The organism is Arenibacter aquaticus, assembly GCF_003957295.1.
Taxonomy (GTDB): Bacteria; Bacteroidota; Bacteroidia; order Flavobacteriales; family Flavobacteriaceae; genus Arenibacter; species Arenibacter aquaticus.
Genome location: NZ_RQPJ01000002.1, coordinates 602,821 through 623,053, shown reverse-complemented (window position 1 = coordinate 623,053; position 20,233 = coordinate 602,821). Strand labels below are relative to the sequence as shown.

The 20,233-nt window shown below is 40.1% G+C and carries 18 protein-coding genes and 1 tRNA gene; 10 read left to right on the top strand and 9 right to left on the bottom strand.

What is annotated here, in order from left to right; all coding sequences use genetic code 11:
- Positions 1–65: 65 nt before the first annotated feature.
- Both EHW67_RS05560 and EHW67_RS05555 read right to left on the bottom strand, forming a co-directional pair.
- Positions 66–1,400, bottom strand: coding sequence for an MATE family efflux transporter (locus tag EHW67_RS05560; RefSeq protein ID WP_126161366.1), 1,335 nt, complete (start codon positions 1,398–1,400; stop codon positions 66–68).
- Positions 1,401–1,417: 17 nt separating this feature from the next.
- Positions 1,418–1,918, bottom strand: a complete 501-nt coding sequence (locus tag EHW67_RS05555; RefSeq protein WP_126161365.1) for a GNAT family N-acetyltransferase — start codon at positions 1,916–1,918, stop codon at positions 1,418–1,420.
- Positions 1,919–2,161: 243 nt separating this feature from the next.
- Between EHW67_RS05555 and EHW67_RS05550 the strand changes: the two genes are divergently transcribed.
- Together EHW67_RS05550 and EHW67_RS05545 are read left to right on the top strand one after the other, a co-directional pair.
- Entirely contained in the window at positions 2,162–2,959 is a 798-nt protein-coding gene (locus EHW67_RS05550; protein WP_126161364.1) for a universal stress protein, read from the top strand.
- 72 nt (positions 2,960–3,031) lie between these two features.
- Positions 3,032–3,108 (top strand) — tRNA-Ala (locus EHW67_RS05545).
- 708 nt (positions 3,109–3,816) lie between these two features.
- On the opposite strand, the gene EHW67_RS05540 is transcribed toward EHW67_RS05545, so the two are convergent.
- The 4 genes from EHW67_RS05540 to purN all read right to left on the bottom strand — a co-directional run bounded on the left by EHW67_RS05540 (position 3,817) and on the right by purN (position 7,976).
- A complete protein-coding gene (locus tag EHW67_RS05540; RefSeq protein ID WP_126161363.1) occupies positions 3,817–5,715 on the bottom strand; it encodes an amidophosphoribosyltransferase in 1,899 nt (632 codons plus the stop codon).
- Positions 5,716–5,757: 42 nt separating this feature from the next.
- A complete protein-coding gene (locus EHW67_RS05535; protein ID WP_126161362.1) occupies positions 5,758–6,684 on the bottom strand; it encodes a PfkB family carbohydrate kinase in 927 nt (308 codons plus the stop codon).
- An 87-nt stretch (positions 6,685–6,771) separates the two neighbouring features.
- Positions 6,772–7,407, bottom strand: a complete 636-nt coding sequence (locus EHW67_RS05530) for a ribonuclease H1 domain-containing protein (protein ID WP_126161361.1) — start codon at positions 7,405–7,407, stop codon at positions 6,772–6,774.
- On the bottom strand, positions 7,407–7,976 hold the full coding sequence (gene purN, locus EHW67_RS05525; RefSeq protein ID WP_126161360.1) for a phosphoribosylglycinamide formyltransferase: 570 nt from the start codon (positions 7,974–7,976) through the stop codon (positions 7,407–7,409). The genes EHW67_RS05530 and purN overlap by 1 nt, the downstream gene beginning before the upstream one ends.
- Positions 7,977–8,136: 160 nt before the next feature.
- Between purN and EHW67_RS05520 the strand changes: the two genes are divergently transcribed.
- From EHW67_RS05520 to pyk, 5 genes are all read left to right on the top strand, one after another.
- A complete protein-coding gene (locus tag EHW67_RS05520) occupies positions 8,137–8,370 on the top strand; it encodes an acyl carrier protein (RefSeq protein WP_008269813.1) in 234 nt (77 codons plus the stop codon).
- 110 nt (positions 8,371–8,480) lie between these two features.
- Positions 8,481–9,731 carry a beta-ketoacyl-ACP synthase II gene (gene fabF / locus EHW67_RS05515; RefSeq protein ID WP_126161359.1) on the top strand — a complete coding sequence of 417 codons (1,251 nt, stop codon included), beginning with the start codon at positions 8,481–8,483 and terminating at the stop codon, positions 9,729–9,731.
- 8 nt (positions 9,732–9,739) lie between these two features.
- Positions 9,740–10,486, top strand: a complete 747-nt coding sequence (rnc, locus tag EHW67_RS05510; protein ID WP_126161358.1) for a ribonuclease III — start codon at positions 9,740–9,742, stop codon at positions 10,484–10,486.
- Positions 10,487–10,657: 171 nt separating this feature from the next.
- Positions 10,658–11,122, top strand: a complete 465-nt coding sequence (locus tag EHW67_RS05505; protein ID WP_126161357.1) for an IPExxxVDY family protein — start codon at positions 10,658–10,660, stop codon at positions 11,120–11,122.
- 4 nt (positions 11,123–11,126) lie between these two features.
- Entirely contained in the window at positions 11,127–12,569 is a 1,443-nt protein-coding gene (gene pyk, locus EHW67_RS05500; protein ID WP_126161356.1) for a pyruvate kinase, read from the top strand.
- A gap of 61 nt (positions 12,570–12,630) precedes the next feature.
- Here pyk and dinB read toward each other — a convergent pair whose 3' ends face one another.
- Positions 12,631–13,728 (bottom strand): DNA polymerase IV, encoded by a 1,098-nt coding sequence (gene dinB, locus EHW67_RS05495; protein ID WP_126161355.1) that lies wholly within the window; start codon positions 13,726–13,728, stop codon positions 12,631–12,633.
- 60 nt (positions 13,729–13,788) lie between these two features.
- Between dinB and EHW67_RS05490 the strand changes: the two genes are divergently transcribed.
- The 3 genes from EHW67_RS05490 to EHW67_RS05480 are packed head-to-tail and all read left to right on the top strand — an operon-like array spanning position 13,789 to position 15,466.
- Positions 13,789–14,469: a Rossmann-fold NAD(P)-binding domain-containing protein gene (locus EHW67_RS05490; RefSeq protein ID WP_126161354.1), complete on the top strand. Its 681-nt coding sequence runs from the start codon at positions 13,789–13,791 to the stop codon at positions 14,467–14,469.
- 32 nt (positions 14,470–14,501) lie between these two features.
- Entirely contained in the window at positions 14,502–14,969 is a 468-nt protein-coding gene (locus EHW67_RS05485; protein ID WP_126161353.1) for a CYTH domain-containing protein, read from the top strand.
- A gap of 2 nt (positions 14,970–14,971) precedes the next feature.
- Positions 14,972–15,466, top strand: coding sequence for a YciI family protein (locus tag EHW67_RS05480; protein WP_126161352.1), 495 nt, complete (start codon positions 14,972–14,974; stop codon positions 15,464–15,466).
- 199 nt (positions 15,467–15,665) lie between these two features.
- Here EHW67_RS05480 and EHW67_RS05475 read toward each other — a convergent pair whose 3' ends face one another.
- Positions 15,666–17,084, bottom strand: coding sequence for an efflux transporter outer membrane subunit (locus EHW67_RS05475; RefSeq protein WP_126161351.1), 1,419 nt, complete (start codon positions 17,082–17,084; stop codon positions 15,666–15,668).
- Positions 17,085–17,089: 5 nt separating this feature from the next.
- Positions 17,090–20,227, bottom strand: coding sequence for an efflux RND transporter permease subunit (locus EHW67_RS05470; RefSeq protein WP_126161350.1), 3,138 nt, complete (start codon positions 20,225–20,227; stop codon positions 17,090–17,092).
- Positions 20,228–20,233 lie beyond the last annotated feature (6 nt).

Below are 20,233 nucleotides of genomic sequence, written 5' to 3'. Positions count from 1 at the left end.
ATATCATATTTATGCTGAATATTCCTTGTGGTTGGGCTTCAATGCTTTTATAGTATAGCCCAAAATTAATGGTTTTGCAGTAGCGGACGAAACTTTCGCCTAAATTTCCATACCAAGGCACCTCCTCTAATGGCCATCCATAAGGTAAAGGCAACCCAAATACCGTAAAGTCCCCAATCCAAGAATTTACCCAAGAATAAAATTGGGACAAAACATAGAAAAGTGGCTACCAACAATACATTTCTAAGGTATTTCATTTCTCCCAGGCCTTTAAACAATCCATCAAATACAAAGGCCACCATATTCATTGGTATCCCAAGTATCAGAATAAAAAATACGGAATAGAATGCTTCCAAGACGGTAATATCATTGGAGAAAATTCGTCCTATAGGCCTGTAAAACAAAAATCCGACAAGAACCAACAACAGGCTTATGATGAATCCGTAGAACATAATTTTTTTCGCAAGTTTCCATAGTCCGTCATAATTCCTTGCTCCCAGTAATTTCCCGCCCATTATATTGCCGGCGGCTCCGTAGCCGTCTATAAAAAATGCAGAAAACAACCAAAGGTTTATAGCAATGGTATGTGCACCAATATACCTGTCCCCCAAGGCTGTTGCTTCCCTTACCGCCAATATTAGGGCCGTATTGAGAGCTAGTGCCCTAACAAAAAGATTGAGGCTCATGACTACCAATCTTCCTAGTTCTGGATGTAAGGGGAATTTTAGGGCCAGACGGATATTGGTTTTTACCACCAACAGTACAAAAGCCATTATGGCCATAATTCCTTGGGCTATTAAACTGGCCCATGCAGCACCTTCCAAATACATTGGTTCTACCAATCCGTCTACCCCATAGACCAAAACTAGGTCCAAAACTATATTTAACACAGCTCCTGTAATGGCAATAAGCATGGGGTAATAGGTGTTCTGTAGGCCTCTGAAGATGCCCATGACCGCAAAAACAAATAAGGTTAACGGAAAGCCCCATACCCTTATGGAATAATAGGAAATACAAAGCTCCAGAATTCGGCCCGAAGCGTTTAAAAGAACAAATATCTCCTCTACTACAAAAATGGTGGAAAGCAGTATTATAATACTCAGTAAAATGTTTAAATATATGGCTTGCGCGGGTAATGTACTTACCCTGTTCAACTTTCCGGCGCCCAGATATTGCGAAATAATTGCCGAAATAGCACTTCGGGTCTGCCCCAATATCCATATCAACATGGATAAAAAGGAACCCACTATTCCCGCTGCCGCCAAAGATTCCATTCCGTCCTGGGGTATATTACCAACAATAGCCGTATCGGTTATGGATAAAATTGGCTCGGCTATTCCCGCTACAGTGGCAGGAATGGCAAGTTTGTTAATAGTCCTAAAGTTAATTGCTGTATTCAAATAAAAGAAAGGCTGTTTTATAAAATTAGTTCATAACAATGAAAAGGAAATTCACTTTGCTTTGGAAAAAAAATATCCCCTAGCTTTTGGTAACCCCTAGCTTGATAAAAGGAATTGTTACGGCTATTTTGGCTAAAGGTGTCCAATCTTACCGAAACAAAATCCGCTTTTCTGGCGTAAGCCTCCGCAAAATCCATGAGTTTCTGTGCATAACCCTTTTTTTGCTCTTCCGGGTGCACTGCCAAACGGTGAATATAAATGTTGCGTTGGTTAGCTGTTAACCATTTAACAGGTAAATATTCCTCATCCATATAGGTAGAAATTACTATTGTACCTAGTATTTTGTTGTTGACCTCCAACACATAAAGTTCCTTTCGGGCAATATCTCTTTCAAATGCTTCATGGGAAGGATAATGTTCGTTCCATTGATAAATACCCTGATCTATCATGCTTTTGGCACAAGCCTTGGTAATATTAAGAATATGGGGGATTTCCAAATTCTTTGCCAGTCTAATCATGTACGGTTAAATTTAATTTGTAAATTTATGCTATTCGTGAGGAATAATATCATGAAAAATAGAAGCCTTTAAGCAAGTATAACCAAAATCTTCTATTTTGCCTTTCAGTATAACACACCTATAAAGGCGCAAAAAAGCAATTAAAACCAAACACATGTATTGGGCCTTATGAATTTTGGAGACCGACCAAAATGATGGTTATGGAGCAATACATCTAACCAACAATAAATTAAATAGAAACCAATGAAAAATATCCTTGTTCCAATTGGAGCCTCTGAAAGAGCACACAAAACCTTACAATATGCTGTAGACTTTGCGACCGAATTTGGTTCCAATATTTATATAATGGAAGTGTTTAGTGTTAGTCCTAGCGCAAGCTCTTTGGCAAACATTAGCGAAAAACTTTCCGAAAAAAGTAAAGAACATATAAAAGGAGTTCTAGATCAGGTTGATGCAAAAAATGTGATAATCAAGATAGCCACCTATAAGGGCGATATTGTAAACGGACTAAAAGATATAGATAAAGACCTAGGGATAGATTTGATTATTATGGCCCCTAGAAGCAATGACATACAGGAAGAATTGTATTTGGGCAACACCTCCGGTAAAATTGTAAAGCAGACCGATATCCCCACTTTAATAGTACCCAAAGGAACTGTTTACAAACCCTTCAAAACTATATTGACAGCTTTTAAATCGGGAGTTTTAAAGGATAAGAGCATTCTAAATCCGTTAAAAGAGATCAAAAAGAAATTTGATTCAAAAATAAGTTTGCTTTTTGTAAAAACCCCTGGATATACCAAAGACGATCTAAAAATAAATATGTCCTTAATGGGTTTAAGTTCTGAGCTCACCCAGTCCGAAAACCCGTCTACCTATTTAGGGGTATTGCAACATTTTGAGGCAAAACATCCAGATCTACTTTGTGTATTTAGGAGAAAACGAGGCTTTTTTAAAAAATTATGGGAAAAAAACACTATCCCAAAGTCGGAATTTTACGCCGCGGTGCCAGTTTTGGTGCTAAGTGTGAAAAAAGACTAATAATATTGCAATAAGCGCAAATAGTACTTTGATAATGTTAGAAAAAGTATTTTCTTTGCGGCAGCCAAATATGGGGGATTAGCTCAGCTGGCTAGAGCGCTTGCCTGGCAGGCAAGAGGTCACCGGTTCGACTCCGGTATTCTCCACCAATAAATACAAGGGTTTCAAGAGATTTTTCTTTTGAAACCCTTTTTGGTTTGTAGGCGGTTTGCGATTGTTTTTTCGCTTTTTCTAATCCACACACCCAACTTTGAATAATTATATATCCCTTTGAAGCTTCACTTGTACGCACGACATTATATCACGAAATAATGACATCTGCAAGGTGGTTGGCCTTAATTGGATAAAGGAGTTCGATCAAAATAATACCCGTTTAATGTAGATGATGGTTGGTCAAGAGGCAATAATTGTTTCATGAACTCTTGCTTAATCCCTGGTGTATGTTTTTAGGCCACTTTGTAAAAAATAAAAAGGCAGAGCATGGCTCCACCTTTTTCCCCAAATCTTACCATGAACTTAACCTACTTATGCTATGGTCCTCCAAAAGTAAAGTGTTTAGGCTTGTGCGAAAAAGGTTTTAGATGAATGTCTTTTTAATAGGTTGAAATACAGCTTGTTCGATTAAATGTGCAATATTGGCGCTGTACTGCATTATCCCTGCCGGGCTTAAAATTGATCAATAAAAAAGGTGGAGAAGTCTCCACCTTTTTTGCCCCAAATCTTACCATATACTTAACCTACTTATGCTATGGCAGTACTAAAATACAAGCGCCAAAAAGCTAAATGGTCAAAAAGACGTTAAAGGGTGTATTTCATCGATGAAATACATATAAATGTGTATTTCATCGATGAAAATGTTAATAAGCTCGTTCGTTCTTTCCTTCAAAGAAATTGATAAATGCCTTGTTTACTACTCTGTTTCCACCGGGAGTGGGGTAATTACCGGTAAAATACCAATCCCCTAAGTTCTTTGGACAGGCCACATGTAGGTTTTCTATGTTTTGATAAATGACCTGTACCTCTGCTTTAATATCTGGCGGACTTAACAATTGTCCAATCTTATCAGAAATTTCATCGGCTGTGAAAGGGGAATAGAATTCCTTAACGTAGTTCACTACTTCTGAGTCGTGCGTGTTTACCTGGGTTAGGCATTTCTTGTATATTTCTTCCACTAGGTGCATAGTGTTTCGCTCTTCGTGAAGAGCTAAAGCCGCTTTAAAGGCTATAAAATCCTCTAATTTGGCCATGTCTATACCGTAACAATCGGGATAACGGATCTGTGGAGCAGAGGAAACTACAATTATTTTCTTGGGTAAGAGTCGGTCTAGAATCCTAAGTATACTTTTCTGTAGGGTAGTGCCACGGACTATACTGTCATCTATGATTACCAGATTGTCGTTTTCTTTAACAGAGCCATAAGAGATGTCGTATACATGGGCCACAAGATCGTCCCTGCTACTGTCTTGCGTAATAAAGGTTCTTAACTTTGCATCCTTTATAGCTACTTTTTCAATTCTGGGGCGTACCTCAAGGATGTCGTGCAGTTCTTCGCGGGTTATTTTTCTGCCTATAGAAAGAATTTGCTCTTCCTTCTTTTTGTTCATATAGTCCTGTGCAGCTATGACCATCCCAAAAAAGGAGGTTTCTGCCGTATTGGGGATATAGGAGAAGACGGTATTCTTAATGTCCTCATTGATCGATTTCAGGATCAAGGGGAACAACAGTTTCCCCAGCATCTTTCTTTCCTGGTATATTTCCTTGTCACTTCCCCTGGAAAAATATATTCGTTCAAACGAGCATGCCTTTCTTTCTGTAGGCTCCAGAATTTTTTTGATTTTTACCTGACCATTTTTCTTGATGATAATGGCATGGCCCGGATCAAGTTCTTTTACATCCTCAAACCTTACGTTAAAAACGGTTTGTATGGCAGGCCGTTCAGAGGCTACCACGGCTATTTCATCATCCTGATAGTAATAGGTAGGTCTTATTCCTCCCGGGTCCCTTAGTACAAAGGAGTCGCCGTGCCCAAGTAAACCGGCCATGGCGTAACCGCCATCGAAGTTTTTTGCGGCCCGTCTTAGGATCTTGGCAACATTAAGTCTTTCCGCTATTATAGGGGATGCTTCCCTTTTGTTAAAGCCTTCCTTTTTTATTTCCTTGTACAGTTTGGCTACTGCATCGTCCAAGAAATGGCCTATCTTTTCCATGACCGTAACGGTATCGGCCTTTTCTTTGGGGTGTTGTCCTATTTGGACCAAATTATCGAACAGCTCATTAACATTGGTCATGTTAAAGTTGCCCGCAACTATCAGGCTTCGGTGCATCCAATTGTTTTGTCTTAAAAAGGGGTGCACACTCTCAATACTGTTTTTTCCAAAAGTTCCGTAGCGTACATGACCCAATAGTAACTCCCCAATATAAGGTATGTGCTTTTTTTGTTTTGTTACGTCGTTGATATACTCTGGATGTTCCTTGAACGAATTATTGATTCTTTCATTTATCTGGGCAAAAATATCCTGTATGGGCTGTTGGTCTATAGAGCGCACCCTGCTCATATACCTCTCCCCAGGATCCATATCTAATTTAATACTGGCAAAACCGGCACCATCCTGGCCTCGGTTATGTTGTTTTTCCATCATTAAGTACATCTTGTTCACCCCGTAAAAGGCGGTACCGTACTTTTTTTGATAGTACTCCAATGGTTTTAATAACCGAATTAAGGAAATTCCACACTCATGCTTTATAGCGTCGCTCATGGTAACATAAAATTAAAAATGCCCTGAAAATAGGGCACGTATTTATTGTAATTCAATATCAAACTGGGTAAGCTCCTTAAATTGGAGCAACCTCTGGTTAACTTCTTTCTTGTTCAAATTCACCATTCTTTCTGTGCCAAAACGTTCTACACAAAAAGATGCTAGATTGGAACCGTGGATGACCGCACTTTTTAAGTTGTTGAAACTAATGTTTTTGGTCTCCGTTAAATAGCCTGCAAAGCCACCAGCAAAAGTGTCTCCGGCTCCTGTAGGGTCAAAAACATCCTCTAGGGGCAATGCCGGCGCAAAAAATACTTCTGCATTATGGAAAAGTAGGGCGCCGTGCTCCCCTTTTTTAATGACCACAAATCTTGGCCCCATTTGTTGTATTTTCTCTGCAGCTTTAACCAAAGAATACTCATTTGTAAGCTGTCTGGCCTCCTCATCATTTATGGTAATAACGTCTATATGTGCAATTACTTCTTTCAATTCCTCCAGGGCATTGTCCATCCAAAAGTTCATAGTATCCAATACTATAAGTTTTGGTCGTTCTTCCATCTGTTTAATTACACTTAACTGGGTACTAGGGTGCAAGTTGCCTAGCATAAGGACATCGGCGTCTTTAAAATTGCCGGGTACAACGGGATCGAAATCGGCAAGGACATTAAGTTCTGTTGCCAAGGTGTCCCTAGAATTTAGATCGTTATGGTACTTGCCGCTCCAAAAGAAGGTTTTGCCGCCCTTTACCACCTGCAGGGCAGAGATATCTATGTTTCTATCACTCAGGAGATCTAGGTATTCTTTTGGAAAATCTTCACCAACCACCGAAACAATCGCGGATTTTGCTCCAAACTGGGATGCCGCCAGGCCAATAAACGTGGCTGCACCTCCCAATATTTTATCGGTTTTTCCAAAAGGTGTTTCAATAGCATCAAAGGCAACGGTGCCTACAATTAAAAGTTTGCCCATTAAATTTAAAAATTTGCTGCAAAGATAGGTTTTTGAATCGCCAATTCCATGGCATGGGAAATCAAATTTTAAAAAATGATGCAATGGCTATTTACGGCCAAAATCTGCAGGGATCTCACCCCAGGCTTTGGTTTCCCATTTTACAATAGTGGTCTGATAGGTGTTTTTTTGAAGCCAGGAAATGGCTCGTCTGACCAAATCAAATACTTCTTTGTTTTCTGGGGTTTCAGTGAGTTTGGAGTTGCAGTTCTTTTTTCGCACCCAGCTCATGGCAGTTTTGGAATCGGTATAGATAATTCTGTCGCTATTTTGTTGTTTTAAAAATGCCAGGCCGTGAACTAGGGCCAAAAACTCCCCAATATTGTTGGTCCCCTGTTTAAATGGCCCTTGTTTAAATAGCTCTTTTTTGGTCTTGGTATCCACACCTCTATATTCCATTATCCCTGGGTTGCCACTAGATGCGGCATCTACGGATATGGAATGGTAATTGGGCTGTCCAATTTTCTGCAGTAGTGCTTTGCTGGGCATGGGCTTATTGGTTTTTTTGCCCTTATAGTCGTCATAATTACCGTTGAAGGCCTTTTTTGCCGCTTCAAAAGTGGTAAAGGATTTGTATTGGGCGCCTTTGTAATTGCTAATGGCGGCCTTGCAGTCCTTCCAACTGGTATATATCCCGGGGTTATGCCCCTTCCATACGGTGTAAAATTTTTCTTTTTTGGCCATTATTCCCCCATTAATACCTGTTCTATCACTTTGGGGAAGTATTCGTATTCCAACTGGTGAACCTTATTGGCTATCTCAGAAGGACTGTCACTGGGAGCTAGGGCAACCTTTGCCTGTTTAATTATGGCCCCTTCATCATAGTTTTCATTTACATAATGAATGGTAATTCCGGTCTCCCCTTCATTATTAAGCTTTACTGCCTCGTGTACATGCATGCCGTACATTCCCTTGCCTCCGTATTTTGGCAGTAGGGCAGGGTGTATATTTATAATCTTATTAGGGAAGTTGTGAATTAGGGTCTGGGGTATTTTCCAAAGAAATCCCGCCAAAACAATTAAATCAGGATTTAGGGATTCCAAAACATTTAAGACGCAATCCGATTGGTAAAATGAATGCTTGTTAAAGTACAGGGCATTTATGTTAAGCCTATCGCATCTCTCCAAAACCTTGGCCTCCTTTTTATTGGTAAGTACGCAATCTATGCTTACATCAGAATTATTTTGAAAATATTTTACTATGTTCTCAACATTGGAGCCAGAGCCGGAGGCGAACAGGACGATACTTTTCATGTTTTGATTTTGGGGTTGTGGATCAAAATAATTTAGGGCTAAAATAGTACACTTGTATTTAATTTTATTAAATTAGGACACATTTTAACGACAAATAGTGTTATTAAACCAAAGTTTTTTATTTTTGCCATCAATTTAAATTTTTAAAATCGATATTATTATGTCAGACATTGCATCAAGAGTAAAAGCTATCATCGTAGATAAATTAGGTGTTGATGAGAACGAAGTTGTAACGGAAGCTAGCTTTACTAACGACCTAGGGGCAGATTCATTGGATACTGTTGAGTTGATCATGGAGTTCGAAAAAGAATTCGATATTCAGATTCCAGATGATCAAGCCGAGAACATTGCTACAGTTGGTCAAGCTATAAGTTATATAGAAGAAGCCAAGTAATTTTATGATTTCTTGAACAAGTTTCAAAATTATCCATGTGGTAAAGACGCTGCATGGATAATTTTTTTTAATTTACACCTAACTTATACGTTAAACAAAAATTTAGTTCAATGCAATTAAAGCGAGTTGTAGTTACCGGTCTAGGTGCTTTAACACCTATTGGCAAGAATATAGAAGAGTACTGGGAGGGCCTAAAGAACGGCAAAAGTGGTTCTGCGCCCGTTACCTATTATGATACGGAGAAGTTTAAAGTAAAATTTGCCTGCGAACTTAAGGATTACAATTCAGGGGATTATTTTGATAGAAAAGAAGGCCGTAAACTGGATAGGTTTGCGCAATATGCCCTAATTTCTTCGGATGAGGCCATAAAGGATTCTGGGTTAGACCTTGATAAAATAGATAAATTCCGCACCGGCGTAATCTGGGGAGCAGGTATAGGTGGATTGGAAACTTTTCAGAACGAGGTATTGAATTTTGCCGAAGGGGACGGAACACCTAGGTTTAATCCCTTCTTTATACCAAAAATGATTGCCGATATTGCTCCTGGAAACATTTCCATTAAGCATGGCTTTATGGGGCCTAATTACACTACTGTTTCGGCTTGTGCATCATCTGCCAACGCTATTATAGACGCGTTGAACAATATTCGTTTGGGATATTGCGATGTAATCGTAACAGGAGGTAGTGAGGCGGCGGTAACCATAGCAGGTATGGGTGGCTTTGGAGCCATGCATGCTCTTTCTACTCGAAATGACAGCCCTGAAACAGCTTCTAGGCCATTTGATGCAACCAGGGATGGTTTTGTCCTAGGGGAAGGAGCGGGAGCTCTTATTCTTGAGGAATACGAGCACGCAAAAGCTAGGGGCGCAAAAATTTATGCCGAAGTGGCCGGAGGGGGATTGTCCAGTGACGCCTATCATATGACAGCACCACATCCAGATGGAGTGGGGGTTGTACGCGTTATGGAGAATTGTTTAAAGGACGCAGGATTGAAGCCTGAGGACGTAGATGCCATAAACACCCACGGGACTTCCACACCATTGGGAGACGTAGCCGAATTAAAGGCGATAACCCAAGTGTTTGGTGACCACGCACCAAAAATGAACATTAACTCTACCAAATCCATGACAGGACACCTATTGGGTGCGGCCGGGGCCATTGAGGCCATAGCCTCCATCTTGGCAATGGAACACAGTTTGGTGCCACCTACTATAAACCATAGTACGGTAGATGAGAATATAGACCCTAAATTAAACCTAACCCTTAACAAGGCTCAGAAACGGGAAGTGAACGTTGCCTTGAGCAATACTTTTGGATTTGGAGGGCATAATGCATGTGTGATATTTAAAAAAATTAGCTAATTCATATTATGAACGCTTTTTCCAATTTATTTAATTCCCATTCAAAAAAGGATGGGGATTTTTTTTTGGGAATGAAAAAAATTTTGGGATTCAAGCCTAAAAACCTGGAATTTTACCAAAAAGCGTTTGTGCACCGCTCTGCCAATAGAAAGGATAAAAACGGTCATCCTATGAATTATGAGCGTTTGGAATTTTTGGGAGATGCCATGTTGGGCACCATAATTTCCATGCATTTATACAGCATGGTGCCTGATGGCGATGAAGGCTATCTCACCAAGATGAGGTCCAAGATTGTAAGTAGGGAACACCTTAATGAACTGGGCAAGGATCTAAAGCTAATCGATTTTGTGGAAAGCAGGATACCCAAATCGCGTTTCGGGGACAATATCCATGGAAATGTTTTTGAAGCTCTGGTTGGCGCCATTTACTTGGATAGGGGCTATAAATATTGTGAGAAGTTCATCAATAAAAGGATTATAAAGCCCTATGTGGATATAGAGCAATTGGAGGGGAAGGTTATAAGCTATAAGAGTTTGGTCATAGAATGGTGCCAAAAGCAAAAGAAGTCTTTTAATTATGATATTTACGAGGATACGGGAAAGGATGTAATAAAGCATTTTGCCGTAAAATTGTCCATTAATGGGAAGGTTGTGGCAAAAGCTAGGGCAACATCCAAAAAAAAGGCAGAAGAAAGAGCTTCCAAAAGGGCTTATTTTGCCATGCAGGACAGGATAGAAAAATCTAAGGGAGAGTGAGGGTATGATGGTGATTGTGGCTTATGTTTGCAAATCCCCTTCCACAATTTTGCAACTGCATTAAAAAAACCAAAAACTCCAACGTTTTCGTGGGGTTCACATAGCTGATATACCAAAATGGACTAGGCTGGTTTCGTTATTAATCCTATATTTACGCCTTTCACGGAAAGTATGGCAGCGATACACAAAATTTCGGAAGACTTTTATGAAGAAACTTTTACCTTAATCGCTTTGCACAGCAGTATTGAAGATCATATGCTGGTCTACGCGCTTAATTCCTGTCTAAAAACAAAATTAAAGAGGGCGGTGAAGGACATAGAGGTTTCGCAAAATGGGTCTTTTCCAATTTTTTCGTGGACAGATGAAATAAATGATCGCTATTATGCCCTCGTTGCGAATAAGGATAGAAAGGAGGAAGAACCGGGATTAGGGACCCTTTTCCAAGACCAGCCCTCGTTTACCTCCTATCACTTGGTTCCGGAATATAGGGATGTAGACTACTTTTTAAAAATAGAACACGATGAGCTGGACGTTGAAGGAAATATTTTAAAATCCGTCCTATCAATACCAAAGGTCATTACGGCCTATCTGGTGGATGCAACTAAACTAAAATCTAAAAATAATTTAATATTTTAACATAATGCCGACAAAAAAGAAGACAAAAATAGTGGCTACCTTAGGACCAGCTACTAGTAAGAAGAGTGTTCTTAAGGACATGATTGAGGCTGGAGTGAATGTCTTTAGAATCAATTTTTCCCATGCAGATTATAACGACGTTTCCGAACGTGTAAAGATGATTCGTGAGTTAAGTGAGGAAATGGGTACCTATACCTCTATCCTTGCAGATTTACAAGGCCCTAAATTAAGGGTTGGGGTAATGGCAGGAGAAGTGGTGGTAGCACCAGATGATGAGATTACTTTTGTTACGGGCGAGCCTTTTGAAGGAAATGCCGAGAAAGTATATATGAACTATACCAATTTCCCTCAAGATGTAAAGGCTGGAGAGCGCATCCTTTTGGACGACGGGAAGTTGATGTTTGAAGTGGTGACTACCAATAGAAAGGACGAGGTAAAGGCCAAGGTTATACAAGGAGGACCATTGAAGTCCAAAAAAGGGGTTAACCTGCCCAATACCAATATTTCCTTACCTGCCCTTACAGAAAAGGATGTTAAAGATGCTATTTTTGCCATTTCCCTAAATGTTGATTGGATTGCCTTATCTTTTGTGAGGTTTAGTCAGGATCTTATAGATCTACAAAATATTATAAAAGAGCATTCAGAACATAAAATTCCGATCATTGCCAAAATAGAAAAACCGGAAGCAGTAGAGAACATAGATAAGATTGTTGCCTATTGTGATGGATTAATGGTGGCACGGGGCGACTTAGGTGTTGAGGTTCCTGCCCAAGAAGTGCCTTTAATACAAAAACAATTGGTGCTACGGGCAAAAAAGGCGCGTATACCGGTGATTATTGCAACCCAAATGATGGAGACCATGATTACCAGTCTTACCCCTACCCGTGCAGAGGTAAACGATGTAGCTAATTCTGTTATGGACGGTGCAGATGCCGTTATGCTTTCTGGTGAAACTTCTGTTGGTAACTATCCCGTACAAGTGATAGAGAAAATGTCCAGTATTTTGGAAAGTGTGGAAAATTCGGAATTGATAAAAGTACCACATCAGCCACCACATGTTAGGACCAATAGATATATTACCAAGTCTATTTGTTATCATGCAGCACTTATGGCCAATGAGATTGAGGCAAGTGCCATTTCTACATTGACCAATAGTGGATATACTGCTTTTCAAATATCTGCATGGAGACCAAAAGCACATATTTTAGTGTTTACTTCCAATAAAAGAATCTTGACCCAGCTTAACCTTTTATGGGGGGTAAAGGCTTTTTACTACGATAAGTTTGTCTCTACGGATGAAACTATTGAGGACGTTAACAAAATAGCCTGTGAGAAAGGATATTTGGATGTTGGGGACATGCTGGTAAGTTTGGCAGCCATGCCTATCAAAGATAAGGGGATGGTAAATACCCTTAGGGTTTCTGAAATTGAAAGTTGTAACTTCTAGAATAGAGGTTAAGTATTTTATAAGCCTGGTCGGTACGTATATCGGTCAGGCTTTTTTGCTTTTATAAATCAAACTTTAATTGTACCGATAACGACTTTTCTTCCAAGGGCTTGTTCCTATCGGTATTTAGGTTGGATATGGAGATGCCCAAAAGTCGAACCGAGTTATTTAGTCGGTCTTGGTATAAAAGCTCCTTGGTGGTTTCCAAGATCAAGGATTTTTCCGCTATATAATATGGGAGGGTCTTACTGCGTGTCTGAAGGGTAAAGTCACTGTACTTTATTTTAAGGGTGATGGTTTTTCCGGAGATTTTGGACTTTTTTAGTCGCTTTTCCAGTTCTATGGCGATATGCTCCAAGCGTTCTAGCATAAAGATTTCGCTACTGAGGTTTTCGTTAAATGTGCGTTCTGCACCAACCGATTTGGGAATTCTGTTGGGCTTTACCGGGCTGTTGTGTATTCCCCTTACCACCTGATAGTAATAACTGCCACTTTTTCCAAAATGCATTTGTAAAAACTCAAGGCTTTTGCTCTTTAGGTCGTTACCGGTGAAAATGCCAAGGTGGTACATTTTATCGGCCGTAACCTTTCCTACTCCATAGAACTTACGTATTTCCAGTTGCTCTAGGAAGGCAAGAACCTCTTCTGGGTTAACGGTCTTTTGCCCATTGGGTTTATTGTAGTCACTTGCCACTTTGGCAATAAACTTATTGATAGATATACCTGCCGAGGCGGTTAGTCCTACTTCTTCTAATATTCGCTGCCTTATTTCTGCGGCAATTAGGGAGGCAGAGGGATTTCCCTTCTTGTTTAGGGTAACATCCAGATAGGCCTCATCCAATGAAAGCGGTTCTACCAAATCGGTATAATCAAAGAATATATTTCTGATTTTCAGGGAAATCTCTTTATAGCGGGGAAATCGAGGGGGTACAAATATTAACTCTGGGCAATTTCTTTTCGCCATAAAGCCGCTCATGGCGCTACGTACGCCAAATTTCCGGGCTTCGTAACTGGCTGCGGCAACCACACCACGCTTTTCTGCCCCTCCAACGGCAATGGGCTTGCCCTTTAGATTGGGGTCATCCATTTGCTCTACAGAGGCGTAGAATGCATCCATGTCCACATGGATGATCTTTCGTTGTGGGAAATCCATTTTCATACCGTAAATTTATAACAAGTTTACGGTAAAGGGATTCCCCAGTATTGTTAAAGCGCAACAATGGAACAGGAACAATTAAAAACACAGGATAAAACGGCCATTATATTGGGGGCTTCAGGGCTAAGCGGCGGAAATGTGCTGCAACTGCTACTAAAGGATACGCGCTATAGCAAGATAAAGATTTTTTCCAGGACTAGACTCGGACTACAACATCCCAAAGTGGAAGAACATATTGGGGATCTATTAAAGCTGTATGAATTTAAAGCCCAGTTCACGGCAGACGAAGTGTTTTGTTGTGTGGGTACTACCAAGGCAAAAACCCCAGACCCCAAAGTTTATAGGAGCATTGACTATGGGATACCGGTTTCCGCTGCAACTTTGTGCAGGGCAAACAATATAGGGACATTCTTGGTGATTTCTGCCCTTGGGGCCAATGCCAATAGCAACATAACCTATAATAGCCTAAAGGGAGAAATGGAAGAGGCCGTTATAGACCTTGGATTGCCCAAAACCCATATTTTACAGCCATCATTGATAGCTGGAAAAAGGAAAGAGAAAAGATGGGGAGAATGGGTGGCCAAACAGCTTATGAAGGTGCTAAATTTGGTTATGGTAGGGCCATTGGGAAAGTATAGGTCCATACATCCGGAATCTATAGCCAAGGCCATGGTCTGGTTGGCCAATAACAGTGATGATAGGCTACGTATAGCTTCCGATGAAATAAAAAAAATGGGAAGTTAGCCCGTTAAAAATATAAAGATTGCATAGGTAAAATGGTAGAAATAGAGCGGAAGTTTTTGGTGAAGTCACAGGCTTTTAAAAAGGAGGCCAAGTCAAGCAATAGAATTGTACAGGGATTTCTAAATACCGACCCCTTAAGGACGGTTAGGGTGCGTGTAAGTGGGGATAAAGGGTTCATAACCGTTAAGGGGAAGGGAAACCAAAGTGGCACCACCCGCTTTGAATGGGAAAAGGAAATACCAATACATGAGGCAGAGGCCTTAATTCCTTTGTGTGAGCCTGGGGTAATAGATAAGAAAAGGTACTTTGTGGAGGTGGGGAAGCATGTTTTTGAAGTGGATGAATTTTTTGGGGATAATGCCGGACTGATTATAGCGGAAATTGAGTTGAACCATGAGGAGGAAGCGTACACAAGACCGGATTGGCTAGGGGAGGAGGTTACAAATGAAGTTAAATATTACAACTCACAACTAAGTAAAATACCCTTTAAAGCCTGGTAAAAATGGAAAAATTATATACTGTTTTGGTTTGTGCACTGTTTCTGTCCTGTATGGAAGCAACAAAGACAAAAGTAAATGTGGTGGAGAAAACAACTTCTGTTCAGGAGATTCCTGTATCCCAATTAAAAAAGGAATTGGATGAAAGAGGGTTTCAAACTTTCGACTATGTGGATGAAAAGACCAAGGATACATTATTGATGCAGCAATATTTTATTGCCTTTTTAAAAAAGGGTCCCAATAGATCCAGCTCCAAGGAGGAAGTTGATAGTCTTCAGAGGCTACACCTTGCGCATTTGGGTCGGATGTACGAAGAGGGTTTTGCCGATATTTCAGGACCTTTTGGTGATGACGGGGAGATACGTGGCATTACAATCTACAATGTACCCAATCTACAAATGGCAGATAGTTTGGCCAAGATGGATCCCATGGTGAAATCGGGAAGGTTAACGATTGAGATACATCCTTGGTGGGCAGCAAAGGGATTTAAGTTGAGGTAGTCCAATCACAATATTATTTTCTTTCTAGTACCCAGCTGAGGAAATTTGCAAGATTTCCGAACCATATCGTTATTTCTGAGCTAGTATTGTTCCAGATAAATAAACAGCTGGAAACAAAGTCCATAAAAGAATCAGCCCTATTTTGCTAATCCTTTAGATTAATAAAATAGGGCTGATTCCATGTTTTTAAGATGTTGATCTATTTCCAACCACCACCAAGTGCCCTATACAATTCTACGGTTGCGGATAATTGGGATAGCTTATTGGTTATAAGATTTAATTCTGCACTCAGTGCACTTTGTCTTGCAGTTAATAGATCCAAATAGTTGGCGTAACCATTTTTAAGTAACTCCTCTGAGTTGGCTTCGGCGGTTCGTAGGGCTTCTACCTCGTTTTTTTTGAATACGAATTTTTTGGTTTCGGATTCATAAGTAAACAAAGCATTGGAAACTTCACTTCCTGCCACCAGCAGTGCCTTTTTAAACTGAAGTAGGGATTGTTGCTGTTGTGCCATAGCTACTTCTTTTTGGGTCCTTAGCTTACGTTGGTTTAAAAGTGGCTGTGTTAATCCGCCTACCACAGTTGCAAATAAGGAATTTGCATTAAATAAATTGTCCAGCTCCAAACTCTGTAAGCCTCCCGAAGCTGTTAAGGTTAGGGACGGATATAAATTACTTCTGGCCACATTGGTAAGTTCAAAAGATTGTATTAAGCCATACTCGGCAGCCATAACATCTGGCCTGTTGCTAAGTAAACTGGCCGGTACCCCAAGTTGTATATCCCTTTTAATTATTTGGTTATCCAAACTGCTTCTTTCAAAGTGTTGGGGAGATTTGCCCAATAAAATACTAAGGGTGTTTTCGGTCTTAAAAATAGCGGTTTCAATATCTACTTGTAGTGCTCTAGCGCTGTTGTATTGGGCTATGTTTTGGTCCACTGCAACCTGGGTTACCTGCCCCGCATCCTTTAAGGCTTTTATAGTTTCTACACTACTCTCCCTTGTTGCTATGGTCTGCTTGGTTACTTCTAACTGTGCATCCAGGGCCAACAGGTTGTAATAGGCATTCGCAATACTGGAAATCAATTGTGTTTTTACAGCTTGATGTCCGGCAACACTTTGTAAATAGGCTGCCTGCGTAGCTCTTTTGTTGCTGCGGATCTTTCCCCAAATATCAGCTTCCCAAGACAGGTTGGCCGTAACATCATAAGTATCCAATCCTCCACTAAAAATAGATCCAAACTGACTGTTCTCTGAATATTCTTGATGGGTGTAGTTTGGGCCTAGGCTTAATGTTGGCAAATAACCTGCCTTCCCTTGTTTGGCATAGGCTTCGGCAGCTGTCATTTGCTGAAGAGCTATTCTGATGTCCATATTATTCTGCAGACCCTCTTCTATATAATTTTTAAGATATTGATCTGTAAATAAATCTCTCCAGGAAATGTCTGCTATGGATACACTATCTGTAGGCAGGTTTTCGGTCCTATAAAGGGCTTCGGTTTCTATCTCTAAATCTGGCCTTACATACTCCCGGGCCACAAAACAACTTTGTAATGTGAGGGTTACGACTAGTAAAAGCGCACCTTTACTAAAATTTCTATGTGTTATTGTTAATTTCATAATTCTTATTCTTCAATAGTTTGTACTGCTGGTTTACTGGAGACTTTTTCTTGTAACCATTGGAATAAAATAAATAGGATGGGTATTACAAAGACCCCTAAAACGGTACCAATAAGCATTCCTCCCGCAGCTCCAGTACCAATGGAATTATTTCCTTCTGCTCCTACACCATTTGCCAACACCAATGGCATTAGTCCTAAAATAAAGGCAAATGAGGTCATTAAAATTGGACGTAGACGTGCTTTTGCACCATGGATGGCCGCATCAACAATACTTTCACCATTCTTTCTTCTTTGTAGGGCAAATTCCACAATAAGAATCGCATTTTTAGCGAGCAGACCAATAAGCATGATCAGGGCTATTTGGAAATATATATTATTTTCAAGTCCTAGAAACTTTGTACTAATGTAGGCCCCAAATACACCAAATGGAAGCGATAAAACTACAGCAAAAGGCAATAGATAGCTTTCGTACTGGGCACTCAATAAGAAATACACGAACAAAATGCTCAATATAAAAATAAAGGTAGTTTGGTTTCCTGCATTCACCTCTTCCCGTGTTAGGCCAGAATAGGCAACGGTATAATTAGTGGGCAGTTTTGCTACTTCTTCCTCAATAACCCTTATGGCATCACCCGTACTATAACCGTCGTTGGTTGCTCCTGTTATGGTGGTAGAATTAAATAAGTTAAAACGGGTAACCGATTGAGGACCGTAAACACGTTTTAATTTTACAAACTGCGTAATGGGTGTCATTTCTCCGGTATCTGTTCTCACGTACATACTGTTTAAGGCACTTTCATCCGCCCTATCTTCCGGTAATGCCTGTATATATACCCTAAATTGCTTTCCAAATCTAGAGAAATCGGATGCATAAATACCACCTATATAACCTTGTAAGGTAGAAAAGATACTGGTTATGGAAACTCCTTTTTCCTTTGCCAATGGTACATTTACCTCCATTTCATATTGTGGGTAATTGGTGTTGAAAGCAGAGGTGGCGTATTTAATTTCAGGATGCTTCATTAAAGCCATTGTAAAGTCGTTCTTGGCTTGGTCCAAATCCGAGAATTCCCCCCCAAATTTATCCAGTAAATTAATCTCAAATCCAGCAGAATTACCAAAACCACGAATACTTGGTGGTGAAAAGAAAATAATATTGGCATCTGGAATGGTGGCAGCTATACCAAACAATTTTCCTGTAATGGCCTGTGCGGATAGTGCGTCATCTTTACGTTCGCTCCAATCTTTAAGTTTAATAATACCAAAACCAAAGTTGCTGCCCGTTCCGCTAATGATACTTCTACCTTTAATGAAGTTAACGGCTACGATGCCATCCATACCATCAATTTTGTCGTATAATTTTCTGGCCACAGCATCGGTCCTATCCAAGGAGGCTCCTGGAGGCAATTCGATATTTGCAAAAATAATCCCCCTGTCTTCATTGGGCACAAAACCTGTTGGAGTGGTAGTGGATGCCCAAAAGATCCCAATTGCAGCAATGATCAATAATACAGCGGAAACATATTTTCTTTTGTATAAAAACTGAAGTGATTTGCCATATTTGTCAACGGTTGCATTGAAGCCACGATTAAACAATGTGTAAAAACGTTGTAAGGGGCTTTTTCCCTTTAGCTCTTCGTCTTCTTTGTGTCCTTTTAATAATAGTGCACATAAGGCCGGACTTAAGGTTAATGCGTTTACAGCCGAAATAAGGATGGCAATAATTAAAGTAACCCCAAATTGTTCATAAAAGACTCCGGTTGGGCCCGTGACAAAAGTTACTGGAATAAAAACTGCCGCCATTACCAATGTAATGGATACAATAGCGCCAGAAATTTCGTTCATCGCTGTTAAGGTGGCTTTTTTAGGATTGCGTTCACCCTGGTCCAGTTTGGCATGAACGGCCTCTACAACAACAATGGCATCATCTACCACAATACCAATGGCTAGTACTAAGGCAAATAGTGTTAATAAATTGATGGAATAGCCAAAAACGTTCAAGAAAAAGAATGTACCTATAATGGAAACTGGTACAGCAATGGCGGGTATAAGCGTAGAACGAAAATCCTGTAAGAAGATAAATACCACTAGGAATACCAATAAAAATGCTTCTAGCAAAGTGGTTATTACCTTGTCAATAGATGCATTTAGGAACAAACTTGTGTCGTAGGGTACAAAAATGTCCAGACCTTCTGGAAGATCAGCTTTGACCGACTCCAAGGTAACTTTAATATCTTCAATAATTTCCTGGGCGTTAGAACCTTTTGTTTGAAAGATACCCATAAACACTGCTGGATGACCTTTACTCATGGCATTGGCCGCGTAGGATTGAGCGTCCAATTCAATGGTGGCAATATCTTTTAAACGTAAAAACTCACCATTCCCCAAGGCCTTAATTACGATATCACTATACTGACTTTCATCTTTAAATCTACCGCTATAGGTTAAAGTATATGAAAACGATTCTCCACTGTTTTGACCTAGGGAACCTGCCGCTGCTTCCAAATTTTGTTCTGCCAATGCCGCAGAGATATCAGAAGGGATTAAACCATAGGAAGCTAATTTTTCAGGGTTTAGCCAGATTCGCATCGCATAGTCCTGTTGTGAAAAGACACTAACATCCCCAACACCGTTAATACGCTGCATGGCCGGAATAACGTTTATTTTTAAATAATTCTGAATAAAGGTAGCATCGTAATCCTCGCTTTCAGAATACATGGAGATAAACATTAACGCACTGGTTTCTTGCTTTTGGGTAGTTACACCAGTCTGGGTTACCTCCTGGGGCAGTAAAGGGGTTGCCCTGGCAACCCTATTTTGTACGTTTACCGCAGCAATATCTGCATCAATGGCCTGGTCAAAATAAACGGTAATTTCTGCAGATCCTGTATTGGATGCGGTAGAGGTAATGTAGGTCATACCTTCTACACCGTTAATTTGTTCTTCAATTGGAACTATGACACTCTCCAAAACTGTTTCTGCGTTCGCTCCAGTATAATTGGCTGTAACCTTAATTGTTGGTGGTGCAATATCTGGATATTCCTCTATAGGTAAGCTAGTAATACTGATAATTCCCAACAGTACTATGATAATAGAGATTACCGTTGAAAGAACAGGTCTTTCAATAAATGTTTTTAACATGCCTAA

What these genes read in the sequence shown, in the direction of transcription:
- pyk (WP_126161356.1), top strand. Translation starts at nt 11,127, where the DNA reads ATGCCGACAAAAAAGAAGACAAAAATAGTGGCTACCTTAGGACCAGCT.
- EHW67_RS05485 (WP_126161353.1), top strand. Translation starts at nt 14,502, where the DNA reads ATGGTAGAAATAGAGCGGAAGTTTTTGGTGAAGTCACAGGCTTTTAAA.
- EHW67_RS05505 (WP_126161357.1), top strand. Translation starts at nt 10,658, where the DNA reads ATGGCAGCGATACACAAAATTTCGGAAGACTTTTATGAAGAAACTTTT.
- EHW67_RS05490 (WP_126161354.1), top strand. Translation starts at nt 13,789, where the DNA reads ATGGAACAGGAACAATTAAAAACACAGGATAAAACGGCCATTATATTG.
- EHW67_RS05470 (WP_126161350.1), bottom strand. Translation starts at nt 20,227, where the DNA reads ATGTTAAAAACATTTATTGAAAGACCTGTTCTTTCAACGGTAATCTCT.
- EHW67_RS05550 (WP_126161364.1), top strand. Translation starts at nt 2,162, where the DNA reads ATGAAAAATATCCTTGTTCCAATTGGAGCCTCTGAAAGAGCACACAAA.
- EHW67_RS05475 (WP_126161351.1), bottom strand. Translation starts at nt 17,084, where the DNA reads ATGAAATTAACAATAACACATAGAAATTTTAGTAAAGGTGCGCTTTTA.
- EHW67_RS05535 (WP_126161362.1), bottom strand. Translation starts at nt 6,684, where the DNA reads ATGGGCAAACTTTTAATTGTAGGCACCGTTGCCTTTGATGCTATTGAA.
- dinB (WP_126161355.1), bottom strand. Translation starts at nt 13,728, where the DNA reads ATGAAAATGGATTTCCCACAACGAAAGATCATCCATGTGGACATGGAT.
- EHW67_RS05540 (WP_126161363.1), bottom strand. Translation starts at nt 5,715, where the DNA reads ATGAGCGACGCTATAAAGCATGAGTGTGGAATTTCCTTAATTCGGTTA.
- EHW67_RS05530 (WP_126161361.1), bottom strand. Translation starts at nt 7,407, where the DNA reads ATGGCCAAAAAAGAAAAATTTTACACCGTATGGAAGGGGCATAACCCC.
- rnc (WP_126161358.1), top strand. Translation starts at nt 9,740, where the DNA reads ATGAACGCTTTTTCCAATTTATTTAATTCCCATTCAAAAAAGGATGGG.
- EHW67_RS05520 (WP_008269813.1), top strand. Translation starts at nt 8,137, where the DNA reads ATGTCAGACATTGCATCAAGAGTAAAAGCTATCATCGTAGATAAATTA.
- EHW67_RS05480 (WP_126161352.1), top strand. Translation starts at nt 14,972, where the DNA reads ATGGAAAAATTATATACTGTTTTGGTTTGTGCACTGTTTCTGTCCTGT.
- fabF (WP_126161359.1), top strand. Translation starts at nt 8,481, where the DNA reads ATGCAATTAAAGCGAGTTGTAGTTACCGGTCTAGGTGCTTTAACACCT.
- EHW67_RS05555 (WP_126161365.1), bottom strand. Translation starts at nt 1,918, where the DNA reads ATGATTAGACTGGCAAAGAATTTGGAAATCCCCCATATTCTTAATATT.
- purN (WP_126161360.1), bottom strand. Translation starts at nt 7,976, where the DNA reads ATGAAAAGTATCGTCCTGTTCGCCTCCGGCTCTGGCTCCAATGTTGAG.